Source organism: Bradyrhizobium sp., from assembly GCF_004799445.1.
Classification (GTDB): Bacteria; Pseudomonadota; Alphaproteobacteria; order Rhizobiales; family Xanthobacteraceae; genus Bradyrhizobium.
Window position 1 is genome coordinate 1 of record NZ_SSNA01000226.1, and the last position, 10,970, is coordinate 10,970.

The 10,970-nt window shown below is 56.1% G+C and carries 15 protein-coding genes; 7 read left to right on the forward strand and 8 right to left on the reverse strand.

All coding sequences use genetic code 11. From position 1 onward, the window contains the following. Positions 1-578: 578 nt before the first annotated feature. Positions 579-1,007: a hypothetical protein gene (locus E8A46_RS29145; protein ID WP_291568546.1), complete on the reverse strand. Its 429-nt coding sequence runs from the start codon at positions 1,005-1,007 to the stop codon at positions 579-581. Positions 1,008-1,510: 503 nt separating this feature from the next. Here E8A46_RS29145 and E8A46_RS29150 point away from each other — a divergent pair. Further along, positions 1,511-2,374, forward strand: coding sequence for an alpha/beta fold hydrolase (locus tag E8A46_RS29150; RefSeq protein WP_291568569.1), 864 nt, complete (start codon positions 1,511-1,513; stop codon positions 2,372-2,374). 286 nt (positions 2,375-2,660) lie between these two features. On the opposite strand, the gene E8A46_RS29155 is transcribed toward E8A46_RS29150, so the two are convergent. The 3 genes from E8A46_RS29155 to E8A46_RS29165 all read right to left on the reverse strand — a co-directional run bounded on the left by E8A46_RS29155 (position 2,661) and on the right by E8A46_RS29165 (position 4,820). Next, complete coding sequence (locus E8A46_RS29155; RefSeq protein ID WP_291568571.1) at positions 2,661-2,909, reverse strand: PilZ domain-containing protein; 249 nt, start codon at positions 2,907-2,909, stop codon at positions 2,661-2,663. Positions 2,910-2,984: 75 nt separating this feature from the next. Continuing rightward, entirely contained in the window at positions 2,985-4,064 is a 1,080-nt protein-coding gene (locus E8A46_RS29160; protein ID WP_291568548.1) for a DUF2336 domain-containing protein, read from the reverse strand. A 297-nt stretch (positions 4,065-4,361) separates the two neighbouring features. Then, positions 4,362-4,820 (reverse strand): hypothetical protein, encoded by a 459-nt coding sequence (locus tag E8A46_RS29165; protein ID WP_291568549.1) that lies wholly within the window; start codon positions 4,818-4,820, stop codon positions 4,362-4,364. Between the two features lie 301 nt (positions 4,821-5,121). Between E8A46_RS29165 and E8A46_RS29170 the strand changes: the two genes are divergently transcribed. Continuing rightward, on the forward strand, positions 5,122-5,373 hold the full coding sequence (locus E8A46_RS29170) for a hypothetical protein (RefSeq protein WP_291568551.1): 252 nt from the start codon (positions 5,122-5,124) through the stop codon (positions 5,371-5,373). A 447-nt stretch (positions 5,374-5,820) separates the two neighbouring features. Here the strand turns inward: E8A46_RS29170 and E8A46_RS29175 are convergent, their stop codons facing one another. Together E8A46_RS29175 and E8A46_RS29180 are read right to left on the reverse strand one after the other, a co-directional pair. Then, the gene (locus E8A46_RS29175; RefSeq protein ID WP_291568553.1) at positions 5,821-5,964 is read right to left on the reverse strand and encodes a hypothetical protein; all 144 of its coding nucleotides are present in this window, start codon (positions 5,962-5,964) and stop codon (positions 5,821-5,823) included. A gap of 148 nt (positions 5,965-6,112) precedes the next feature. Further along, entirely contained in the window at positions 6,113-6,325 is a 213-nt protein-coding gene (locus E8A46_RS29180) for a hypothetical protein (RefSeq protein WP_291568554.1), read from the reverse strand. A 131-nt stretch (positions 6,326-6,456) separates the two neighbouring features. On the opposite strand from E8A46_RS29180, the gene E8A46_RS29185 reads away from it, so the two are divergent. Then, positions 6,457-6,663, forward strand: a complete 207-nt coding sequence (locus E8A46_RS29185) for a hypothetical protein (protein ID WP_291568556.1) — start codon at positions 6,457-6,459, stop codon at positions 6,661-6,663. A gap of 59 nt (positions 6,664-6,722) precedes the next feature. Here E8A46_RS29185 and E8A46_RS29190 read toward each other — a convergent pair whose 3' ends face one another. Both E8A46_RS29190 and E8A46_RS29195 read right to left on the reverse strand, forming a co-directional pair. Then, positions 6,723-6,929 (reverse strand): hypothetical protein, encoded by a 207-nt coding sequence (locus E8A46_RS29190; protein ID WP_291568558.1) that lies wholly within the window; start codon positions 6,927-6,929, stop codon positions 6,723-6,725. An 834-nt stretch (positions 6,930-7,763) separates the two neighbouring features. Next, positions 7,764-8,135, reverse strand: coding sequence for a hypothetical protein (locus E8A46_RS29195; protein WP_291568560.1), 372 nt, complete (start codon positions 8,133-8,135; stop codon positions 7,764-7,766). Positions 8,136-8,320: 185 nt separating this feature from the next. On the opposite strand from E8A46_RS29195, the gene E8A46_RS29200 reads away from it, so the two are divergent. The 4 genes from E8A46_RS29200 (at position 8,321) to E8A46_RS29215 (ending at position 10,904) form a co-directional block, all read left to right on the forward strand. Next, positions 8,321-9,316 (forward strand): hypothetical protein, encoded by a 996-nt coding sequence (locus tag E8A46_RS29200; RefSeq protein ID WP_291568562.1) that lies wholly within the window; start codon positions 8,321-8,323, stop codon positions 9,314-9,316. Between the two features lie 26 nt (positions 9,317-9,342). Then, positions 9,343-9,501 carry a hypothetical protein gene (locus tag E8A46_RS29205; RefSeq protein WP_291568564.1) on the forward strand — a complete coding sequence of 53 codons (159 nt, stop codon included), beginning with the start codon at positions 9,343-9,345 and terminating at the stop codon, positions 9,499-9,501. An 815-nt stretch (positions 9,502-10,316) separates the two neighbouring features. Next, positions 10,317-10,673, forward strand: a complete 357-nt coding sequence (locus tag E8A46_RS29210) for a hypothetical protein (RefSeq protein ID WP_291568565.1) — start codon at positions 10,317-10,319, stop codon at positions 10,671-10,673. A 21-nt stretch (positions 10,674-10,694) separates the two neighbouring features. Then, the gene (locus tag E8A46_RS29215) at positions 10,695-10,904 is read left to right on the forward strand and encodes a hypothetical protein (RefSeq protein WP_291568567.1); all 210 of its coding nucleotides are present in this window, start codon (positions 10,695-10,697) and stop codon (positions 10,902-10,904) included. Positions 10,905-10,970 lie beyond the last annotated feature (66 nt).

The window sequence follows — 10,970 nt, forward strand, 5'->3', positions numbered from 1 at the left end:
CGTTGATCACGTCCGGCTTAACCTCAGTCGCAGCTGCTGGAAGCTGTAGAAGGGCCGTGAATCCGAGTGCTATGATCCACTGTCTCATTGATGCCTCTGGCCGGCTTCCTATAAGTCACACTCCTGACAAGGCATTTCGGTTTCCCGAGTTCCATCACCACGGAAAGATATGCTGAATCTAGCGGCACAATGAGATCGGTATCGGGTGACCATTATGATTGCGATGACAATGAATGCTGCGACCAGCGAAAGCGCGCGATCAAGTATTTTCGATCTGGGCTTTGCGGCGGCGTCGGGCGGAGGCATAGCCTACGCAGGCGGCTGTGGTTCGCCAGCGAACCAGCAGACCACCCCGGATTTCATTAGATCTGACGCTATGACAATTTTTTGAAGTGATCGCACTTCGAGCAGTCGAACCTGCGAAGTTCAAATCCTGTGGGTGCTGGCGAGATGCGCGCGAGCACCATGCGCGCTCGGCATTTCGGGCAGCGGAGCCGCTGAATTGCGAGCAGTGGGATAGAGGTGGGGACTTGGTCATTGCAATCCATCTCAGACATCAGGGCGAAAGCGACGGCACATCAAATGCGAGTGCGTGCAACTACTCCGGCAACGATTTGCATCATCACGCCAACTACCCATCCAAGCATTATTGTTATTGTCCAAACGATGTGCGGATCTTCGCGAAGCACAATCACACCGACCGATAAAAAAGCCGTCAACGTAGCGAGAAATGTGCCTGCGGCACTGAGAAATTCCGCAGTATCGATCTTTCCACCGGAACCGCCGCGCTGACCATTTGGCCCATGAAAATCTAGAGTGGGAGTATCAATTCCCAGGTAAAACCCGATTGCGCCACCAATCATCATGACGACTAAAAAGCCCTGAGAAGTGAGCGCCGCGATGCTTGACCCCACATGGACAGCAACAAACAATCCGCATGACGCTCCAGCCATCCCAAGCCCAAGGCGTTCCAGGACATGGGCAGCTTTTCTTACGCGGAATTGCATCGTCGTGCCCCAGCAGCGCGAGGATATTAAGCTAGGACATTATTCTGCTTTGCGGAAGACATTACTCACGCGCGAGGCTGCCCGTGCCGACCAAACAATGCTTCACGGTCGTGATGGACCACAAGTACGCCTTCGGTCCATTTCAGTTCCCGAAGCCCTTGCCGAATGCCGCGATGCGGGGCTGCTGGACCGGATCGCTCTCCGCTCCGCCCATCAAACGGCGAGCCGATCAAACAGGCCGGATACATATCAGCGACTTTGCTATCCACGCACAATTTCTCTTGCGAAACGCAGCCGGTCCACCAGGGGACGTCCGAAAAGTGCCAGGCACGGACATTGCATGGTGTATTGCAAATCATTGCCGGAACAATTGCACGCACTCGCACTTGATATGCCATATGCCGTCGCTTTCCCATGTCCTGCGCCGGACATATCTTAGGGAGAACGGACCGCAGACGTCTTGGCATCCGGCCCCTGATGAGGTCAATGCGCCGAGGACGAACATGAAACGTGGAATTGCCGTTCTGGCTTCGCTTAGCGCTTTGGTTACGGTCGGGTACTTCACCGTGAGCAAATGGGCGATCCGTCACGAGACGCTAACCTTCTATGATTCGGCGCGCGACAACCGTCCGGTCGCGGTCGACATCGCCGTGCGGCGTGACAAGGAAATGCAGGCGAACGCCGACATGATCACGTTGCCGGTGGCGATCCTCAACCATGGCAACACAGTCAAATTCACCGAGTATTCTTTTCTGGCGATCGTTTTCGCCGCGCGCGGCTATCTGGCGATCAGCATCCAGCATGATCTGCCGGCCGATGCGCCCATGGTGACGAAGGTCGGCGAGCTCTATGTCGGCCGTCAGCCGCAGTACATGCGCGGCGTTGCCAACATAAAGTTTGCCGTCGAGGAAATGAAGAAGGTCCAGCCGAACGCGGATTATGACCATCTGACTGTGGTAGGACATTCCGCTGGCGCCGACATCTCGATGTATTTCGCCAAGATGTATCCCAATCATATCAAAGAGGTCGTGACGCTCGATAACCTGCGCGTGCCGTTTATGACGGACGGCAGATTTAAGATCCTGTCTTTCCGTTCGAAGGATCCGCAGTTCAAGACCGATCCCGGCGTCATCCCTCCTAAAGGGGTCCGTGAGAAGTCTGGCATTACGGTCGTACAAACCGGTTACCAGCACACCGACATGAGCGATCGCGGTCCCGACGACGTCAAATCGACGATCCAAGGCATGCTCGACAAATTCCTCGATGACGAAAGCCCGTTCAGGCCGGTCGTTACAGACGCGCCGCCGCTGATGACCGATGTCGGGCCGGTTGCGCCCTACGTGCCGGTCGCACCGGTCCAGAACTGACGCCGGCACCACACACTTCGATCGAAGCAATCACACCTGCCGTGAGAGGGATTGGCGTAAGATGCGCGCGCTAGACGTTGGGCAATCGCACTGTTAGGCCTCAGACTTGGATCCGACCAATGTCCGGTGCGGTCAAAACCGGTCCTGACGTAACGGAAGCCGGACTTCCGAAATACCACTGAGAGCAGACATTCTCAGTGCTCGTTGGCATGTCTGAAAAGTGCCATAAGCGGAAGACAGGAGAAGCCCCCGGCGCGCCGGGGCCGGCTCTTCTTAGAGTTCCCAACTAGAATGCGACGCCAATACGAATTCCGCGACGCCAAGCAATCCGGCACTTCTTTCTAACGCTGCCATATAGAAGTTCAAAACGGTCAGGCAGCGCCACCATTGGAAACAGCTCAAGACATGCGCCACCTGCGGAATAATCGACTAGCCTACAGACAATTGGCGGTGATTTCGGAGCCACGATGATTTTGGCTCCGCTGGACATCTGCCCCCCTGGCTGAACTCTCGTATACAAGCGCGGCTGTGACATGATCTCTCGTTTTAATTTTTTGGCGTGAATGCCGCGTACGCACATCAGCAGCTTGCTGGATTGGGTGGCTACAAACTACTTTTCAAGCCTGTTATGGACCTGCCAGAACCGTAGCGTGCGCTGAGCGGTCTCTAGCGACAATTTACCGTAATCCTTCGCGGCAACCCTAAGCGTTTCCTCGCCGATTTTTTGCTTGGACGGGCGATTGCAAAGGATGCTTTCGACGGCCATCCAGCTCAAGCCGGAGCCTTTGCAGGGAATAAGGATCAGGTCGGATCGCGGCCCCTCCAGCAATTGCGCCATCATTTCGGTAGACACGCCACCGAGAAGCGCGAGCGCTGCGGCGACTTCTTCAAATTTCTTGGCCTCGGCAAACTTGACCATGGCGTCGTCGTGCAGTTCGAATTTTTGATGCAGCTGCTTGACCAGCGCTTCGGAACGGCTGAAATCCCGCGCATTCTCCTGCGCCGCCGCCGATATGGTTTTGAGCACCCGCTTGATCTCTTCCTGGAGTTCGGGAGGTGCTAGGGCCATCAGCCGCTCGCGCACCGCTTCGGTCGCGCGCTTCAGCAGATCGCGCAAGAATTTGAGAGGCAGGTCGACGCGAAGACCAAGGATTTCGATCAGCTCGGCATCTGCTTCCGAGCGCGATACGATTTTGGAATAGCCGGCATCGGAAAAGCGCGCACTGGCGTTGTTGGCGAGCTTTCGAATGACCTTGCCTTCGCCACGGTCGACGATCACGTCGGTGACGGCTTCCGGGAGGTTTACTCGGCCTGAAATCGCCAGCAAATGATCCTGCCCCTTTGTGTTCGCAATCTCCACGAGGTCGCTGGTCCGCAGGCGGTTGGAGGTGGCCAGCACGCTGCCGGCCACCTCGATTTCGTCATCCCGCGCAAGGTGTCGAATGACTTCAAAGGGAGCGTAGTCGACCGCCGCCAGGCGGGCGCCGAGTTCGGCCCTGGCCCGGCTCTCGACACGGGTGACAAGAAGACACAACACGTCGTCGAAGACCTTGACTTGATCCTCGCTGAGGCGTTCCCCGCCATGCAGGAAAAGACCTGTCACCTGTCGAAGGGTCGAGACACGTTTCTCCGATGAGCCGCTCCTTACGGCGTCTTCGAGTTCGGCAATGATGGAATCTGGCTCAGGCATAATACGCCGATGCGGAATTTAACTGAAGCTGTAGCCCGATTCGATTAATGAACTAGTCACGATACGCCCCCGTAGTATTACTGTGTCGGATGTCTCAGTTGGGTCAAAAACGGAAGTCGGATCGCATATGAGCTTAGGTCCGTTCGTCCCTCAATAGCGGACATCCCGGGATCGCACTGAAGGCGGCGACGGCTATTGGGGGTCATCTACTCCGACATCAGTTTGGCGGGACCAGCGTGCCATGTCTGGATATTCTGTTCGGCATGCAAAGGCTGATTCGCCGCAAGCGGGCGATCATCAAACAGGACCCCCATTTTTTTGCGCATTCTTGTATGACGTTGCCATCGTGAGGAGGTGAACAGCCGCAGTCCCCAATTCCTGCATTTCTTTGTCCATCGTGTAGACGCCTGCTGCGCGATGGTATGCGATGCCTACGGTTGCGTAAGCATCGGTTAAGAAGTCGCCAAGTCGGCCATCTTTCTTCAACGCAGTTCGCTCTAAGACTATCTTCATCGCCGCCCGGGAAGTGGCTTCGGCGATCTGAGCATCTTCCAATTCGGAAGGCGGTAAACCTGATTCCGATGGCTGGCATCGCTTGGACGCCTCGTCGACCGCCCGATAGAATTGAGGCTTTCGCGTTTTATCTGCGTCCAAATAAATTTTCAGAAAGCGCCGTGACCTTGCTTCAAGATATTTCCGGTCTAACCTGACTCTTCTTCGTCGCTCACGCCGCTCGGTTTTAAGCCAGTCAAACACCTTCTAAACTCCTACAGCCTCACGTTAGCCATCCTGCCGCAGGAACGACCGCCCGAAAAGCCACGTTTTCAGCTTGGGGCATGCCAGCCCAATACGTTTCATCCGTGCGCGGTCTTGTGATGCCGCGCGGGACCGGCATCGATGCTGACGGATCGCCGAAACCGAGCATGCGCGACGTAGGCAGGCCCTTTGCTGCATTGCGGCGAGATCGAGCAAAAAAAGCAACCCTGAGGAGGTTCGTCACATTAGCGTGCCGAATTTGGAATAAACGGTTCGTGGTCGCTTGGACAGGGAGGCAACCATGAACGCCCATGGAGCGGTTTATCCGCCCGAACTAATCGAATTAATGAAGGCAGTCCTTGACGCCGCGACAGCAACGCTCCCGGAAGGGAAGCGCACATCGGCGATGAAAGCTCAGATAGCTTCGGAAATTCTCGCATGTGCCGCTAAGGGCCAGCGAGACCCGGTCGCGTTGAAGGTGGCAGGTCTTTCAGCCGTCGTGGAATGCTCGCACTATTCTCATGATATCTCGCCGGAGCGCCGGGCTGTCTGAGCGCAACGCACAGCGCCGCAATGGGTTGCTGTGGCCGCGACCATTGGGGATTCATCCACTCCGACGTCTGTTTGGTGGGACCGTCCAAATGTGTCTCAAATCTTGGCGTGATCTTCACACGACCCATCTTGCCAGCGCCTGTCCTGAGCGGGCTTCTGGCATTTTTGACGCCTTTGCTTCTATTTCACGTTTGTCCCAAAAAGTGTCTTTAAGGTTTCCTCGGACAGTAGCGTGGAGACGCAATCCCCTCTCCCCGCACTTGGTCGGTAAGAACGTCTGCCTGCTCTTCGAAATGCAGCGGATGAACGATCCAAATATTCGACCGTCGCCGTTTAGGAGTCGGCTTTGACGATATCGGCTAACGCATGCTTGAGCCCGGTACAGCCGGATTGCCGTCCCGGGCGGTAGCGGTAAACCTTGGCGGCTTTTGCGTTTGGCGTCACCGTCCTAGCGGCGAACTCTTTTGATTTTGGCCGTGCGTTTCGGCGCGGGTTGCGTGTTACGGACCGGCTGGGGTTGCGTATTGCGGACCGCCTCGGCCAGCATCTCATGCAGCTCGGCCTTGGTCTTGGGCTTTATTCTTTCACTCATAGATCGTCTCCCGTAACCGGTGAGACGACGGTAGCGCGGCAACGGCGCGCCGCAAGAAAACCCGCTGATTAAGCTTGCTAATTAGGTTTAATTTCGGTGGCTTTGTAGGCCGGCTGCTTGTCTGCCCAGTAGCTCTCGGTCATAACCCTCATTTTATGATAGTCATCTGATTGTTCTTGGCATCGCTGCTTTTTGCCTTTTCCTGAGCGGCCCAATAATCCGCTTCCAGGGGCAGCTCATCGAAGTCGGGCTTGTACCCATTTTCCTCATATTTAGAGCGTGGAATGGGGATGCTGATGCCCTCATAGTCAACCTGCACCGAACCGTCGCCAGTGCGGAACGTTCCCATTGCCATATTCATCTCCCTTCTCCGCTAGTAGCTAAGTCGACCCGAGCGGGCTGGACGGCCAGTTCTTCCGAATTGTTCCAACGGATGGAACAAACTAGTCCGCCCTGAGTTCCATCGCGGCTAATCACACCGAGGAGAGATAAATGAAGAAGCTTTCTTTCGTTTTGGCCGCTCTGGCCACGATGGCAGTCGCGGCCCCGGCAGTCGCACAATACAAGCCGATGATGCAAGACAAACCCATGATGAAGGAAGGGATGGAGAAGCCCAAGATGCACCGGCACGTTCAGCATCACGTTCATCACCACTATCATCACCACATGGCGAAGCAGCCAATGACGGACAAGATGTAAGGCGAATGGCCCCTTAACCGGGGCCATTTTTCTTTTTGGCTGCGTAACAAAAGATTATCCTACGACGGCACCAAACTGATTTCTAAAATCTGTCTGCTGACCATTGTTCGGAAGTAGATCGCTCTGCCGTCGTTGAGTACGCGGAAGCCGTCCTTCGATAGCAAGGGCTCCAATATCCGGCAGACAATGGCTTTGATCAGAATCAGCGGGATGGATCGATCCGGCGTCAGGGTTAAGAGGTCGTCGCGGAGCAAGGGATAGTCCATGGCGATCACTTCATCACGGTCATGGCTCGTGTCCTTGCAATCTCAAGGCTTCTTTAAGCACAAGCCAACGGTGGGAGCCGTGCTGCACTTCGCGCCATCTGACGCGCCTCCACTCGGACAGAATACCGAAACCAGCGTTTCGCTCGAGTCGCAGCTCACCGAACCATCGGCTTGAACGGCCCTGACGTTTGTTGCCGTGCTATCGCCCTTCTCGCCTTTGTCACCCTTTTCGCCTTTGTCCCCTGGGGTACCTTGAGGTCCCTGTGGACCCTGTGCTCCAGCCGGATCCTGCGTGCCGGGGACGCCTTGGATGCCTTGAGCACCTTGTGGACCTGCGGGACCTTGTGGCCCAGGATCACCCTTTGGACCGGGGTCTCGTCCGCAAGCGGCAAGCAAGAGCGATAAACCGATTACTGCGATGGCGACGATTTTCATTATGGCCCCTACGCGGTCTGCATTTGAATATCACGCCAATACGCCCCAGTCACTTTAGTTCCCTCCGAGCAAGTCGCAGGTTGGAGCAAGTGTCCGCCTTTGCCTTACATCCGAGGCACGGTCCGGGTTCGTCCACGCCGACGTTAGTTTGGCGGGAGCGTCCAAGAGTGTCTCAAATGTCGGCGTGACCTTCATACAGCCGATTCCGCCAGCGCCTGTCCCGCGCTGCTTTCTCGCCTTTTTGACCCTTCGGGCGTCAATGTCTGAAACCGTGTCCGGAGACTTGGTCGGACATCCCGCTCGGCTCGTCCTTCGCTTTTTGCCCCTGCCGTGCTTGGTCCCTGTCCCCGGCCCTCCAAAATGCAGGTGATGAATGGTCCAAATTGTCAGCCGTAGCGTTTACGATTCGGCTTTGGCGACATCGGCCTGCGTCTGCTTGAGCCCGGCAAAACCGGATTGCCGTCCCGGGCGGTAGCGGTAAGGCGTTCTTCTGTCGCTTGCTACAAGGCTGCGGTTGCTAGGACCTTCACCGAGATGTAGCTCGGGCAGACGCTCAAGTATCCGGCGCATGGTGCTGGAGGTGATCGACTTACCGTTCGGACCATGTTCTCCCCTATCGTTGAGCCGGTCGGCCAGCTTCCGCGTCGACCGTCGTGCAGGGTCCTCGCGCAACTGACGGATGATCGGTGCGAAACGCCGAACTGTGGCATCGAAACGCGAGTCAGTGGCGGCGTAGTCCTTTGCTATGGGCGTCCTAAACTTTACGGGCATAGCCATTCTCGATGTGCAATTGATGAATGATCCAAACCCATTTGGACATGGGGGAGCAAAGTGTGCGAGGTAAAAATCTAGGGTTAGAATTTACCAATCGGAATCAGGGTTAGAGCAGCCTCAACTCACCCTTCCCGCCCCCCAAATAAGCTCGGGTTCACAAGCTGACCGGCCGCAACGTTGTGGTGTACCATTCCGGATGGCTGCAAAAGACGGGTCCAGAATATTTTTCGAGCGTTCAAATCAATGACGAGGATAAGCACGGCTTTATGGCCGCGTTCGCAGGACTTGATTTCAATAAGGGACTAGATCTCGTTTTGCACACGCCTGGCGGCGATGTTGCGGCGACCGAAAGTATCATCGAGTATATTCGCAGCAAGTTTGGTCGCGATGTCCGTGTGATCGTTCCGCAGATCAGTATGTCCGGCGGCACCATGATTGCGCTGGCGGCCACTGACATTGTCATGGGACTACATTCCAATCTCGGACCTATCGATCCGCAGATTGGTGGGCGACCCGCAATCGCGATACTCGCGGAGTTCGATAAAGCACGGAACGATATCGTCGCCGATCCGAAGAACGCCCTCCTCTGGCAGCCAATTCTACAGCAATATACGCCAACGCTGCTTTCTTTTGCCGATCAGGCAATCAAATGGACGCGGGAAATTGGTCTAAAAGCACTTCGCGAAGGATTATTTTTCGGCGACGCCGACGCAGATCAGAAGGCAACTGATCTAGTTGAGTTTTTGATCAGTCACGATCTTCATCGCGCCCACGGTCGCCACCTTCATAGAGGCGAGCTTTCCCAGCGCGGACTGAAGATCACCGAACTCGAAACTGACCCTAATCTGCAGGATGCAGTCCTAAGCGTTCACCACGCTTGCATGCTAACGGTTGGAAATTCCGGCGCAGCTAAGCTGATCGAAAATCACCTGGGCATCGCCCATGTCAAGGTTGTTGGCCAGCAGCTTCAATTTCAAATGCCTATGCAGATGCCAATGCAACTTCCCATGCCGCCTGAGCCGGCCGCGCCCGCGCCGATTTCTCCACAACCCGAAACCCCAACACAGCCGCCAACAGCTTCGCCTCCATCAGAGGCAGGCCGGTCGGTTCTGCCAAAGCGGAAGCATAAATTCGGGGATTCTGTGCGGAAAAGTAAAAAATATAAGATAAGCGATTGATATAAAATAGCCGGGAGGAAACAACGATGGACGCTAGTGAAGCCGCAGAGCAGATTCGCCGGGTGATCCGCGTAGAATTGGATGATGTCGAGATCGCAATAAAGGCGGACAACAAAGCCAAGGCTTTGGACGAATTAGATGACGCCGTGCGAAAGCTAAAGCGCATCGCAAACGATCTACAGTGAAGCAATGAAAACACCGTCCAACAAACCCAAGCGCAAGCCGCTGCTGAAGCCGTCTCCCGGTCACAAACGAATCAGAAAACTGCCTGATGGCAGCTACGACGCATAGAGCTTGGCTGAAGGCGAAGGGGAAATGACCGCCCCCTTCGTCTAAACAGCGACCGCCCGACGAAAAGAAAGCCGCCCGACGGCGGCCTTTTCAGTTCCTTTGAGCGTTTCTGATCGCGGACAGAACCAACCGACTCAATCAGCGCCTGGTTGGCCCCATATTCTGGCCGACCGTGCCCGGGTATTCACCGTCGTGATACGGGCCTCCCCACCCTGAATGATAAGTGGGACGAGCTATGCCGAGGTCAAAATGGTCAAAGTCTTGCGCGGACATTCTTTTTTGCGCGGGCATTGTATGAATCACTCGGCCATAGTGCTTGTGATGCACGCGATGCATTCCAGAGCCGCCACTGCTAGCTGCCATTGCCGGACCCGCGAGTACAAGCGAAAGTGCGGCGGCTCCGATAATTCTGAATTTCGTCACGTGCGTTCCTCCTTTTGGTTCAGGTAACGCAAAGGACCAAGCGTCGATGCGAACGGAGGTTCCGGTCTTGGTTCCTAAAAGATAATTGAGACGCCCAAAATTAGATAGGCCCGCGTCGCCGCGCGGTGACGGCGCCGGTGCGAGTTTGCGGGTTGGGGCTGGGAACCCCCTGCTGAATGCCAAGCCCTCACGGGCGGCTTTCGCGCGTTCTCCCTTGCCTTCGCCCTCCGGTTGCGGTTGGATGTAGGCCGGTCTGGGGACAACCAAAATGCGAATTCTGGGAGTCGTGGCGCTGTGCGCCGCGTTGGGCGGCTGCGCGTCGACCTCGGCAGAGATTACGCCGGCCTATGTTTCACCGGTCATCTATCAAGGCCACACCTGCCAGCAACTAGCGCTTGAGGCTCAATCTATCTCGGCGAGGGCGGCCACATTGTCCGGCGCTCAAGACAGCCAGCGCACCAAAGACCAATGGTCGACTGCAGCGGCAGTGGTCATTTTCTGGCCCGCGGCCTTCCTCGTTGGCGGTGACAAACAGGCGGCGGGTGAACTGGCCCAAATGAAAGGCCAGATGGTCGCGGTCGAACAGGCCTCGATCGCCAAGAACTGCAACATCAAGTTTCAGGAAAAACCGCCCGGCACTTAAGGCCGATGAGAGGATCCACCAATGCTTGGCCGATTGGGCATAGTTCTTTACTGGTGCGGGCTGGCCATTGCATCACTTTGCGAGATAGCAGCGTTCACGATGCTGGCGATGCTCGTCGCCAACAAGCTTTCTGCTCCAGAGGCTTGGATGGGTGTGGTATTTTTTGTAGTGGTCGGTGGCCTTACTTGGCTGGCGGGTCGCGCTGCGAAATACGTTCTCGCCGGCATTTGATTGCTCACGGGGCCCTCACGGGCGGCTTTCGAGCGCTCCGCACTCAGGGGCGCCCTTAGGTCAAAT

Coding starts and splice junctions, on each gene's coding strand:
- E8A46_RS29145 (WP_291568546.1), bottom strand. CDS start 1,007: ATGCAATTCCGCGTAAGAAAAGCTGCCCATGTCCTGGAACGCCTTGGG.
- E8A46_RS29150 (WP_291568569.1), top strand. CDS start 1,511: ATGAAACGTGGAATTGCCGTTCTGGCTTCGCTTAGCGCTTTGGTTACG.
- E8A46_RS29155 (WP_291568571.1), bottom strand. CDS start 2,909: ATGTCACAGCCGCGCTTGTATACGAGAGTTCAGCCAGGGGGGCAGATG.
- E8A46_RS29160 (WP_291568548.1), bottom strand. CDS start 4,064: ATGCCTGAGCCAGATTCCATCATTGCCGAACTCGAAGACGCCGTAAGG.
- E8A46_RS29170 (WP_291568551.1), top strand. CDS start 5,122: ATGAACGCCCATGGAGCGGTTTATCCGCCCGAACTAATCGAATTAATG.
- E8A46_RS29175 (WP_291568553.1), bottom strand. CDS start 5,964: ATGAGTGAAAGAATAAAGCCCAAGACCAAGGCCGAGCTGCATGAGATG.
- E8A46_RS29180 (WP_291568554.1), bottom strand. CDS start 6,325: ATGAATATGGCAATGGGAACGTTCCGCACTGGCGACGGTTCGGTGCAG.
- E8A46_RS29185 (WP_291568556.1), top strand. CDS start 6,457: ATGAAGAAGCTTTCTTTCGTTTTGGCCGCTCTGGCCACGATGGCAGTC.
- E8A46_RS29190 (WP_291568558.1), bottom strand. CDS start 6,929: ATGGACTATCCCTTGCTCCGCGACGACCTCTTAACCCTGACGCCGGAT.
- E8A46_RS29195 (WP_291568560.1), bottom strand. CDS start 8,135: ATGCCCGTAAAGTTTAGGACGCCCATAGCAAAGGACTACGCCGCCACT.
- E8A46_RS29205 (WP_291568564.1), top strand. CDS start 9,343: ATGGACGCTAGTGAAGCCGCAGAGCAGATTCGCCGGGTGATCCGCGTA.
- E8A46_RS29215 (WP_291568567.1), top strand. CDS start 10,695: ATGCTTGGCCGATTGGGCATAGTTCTTTACTGGTGCGGGCTGGCCATT.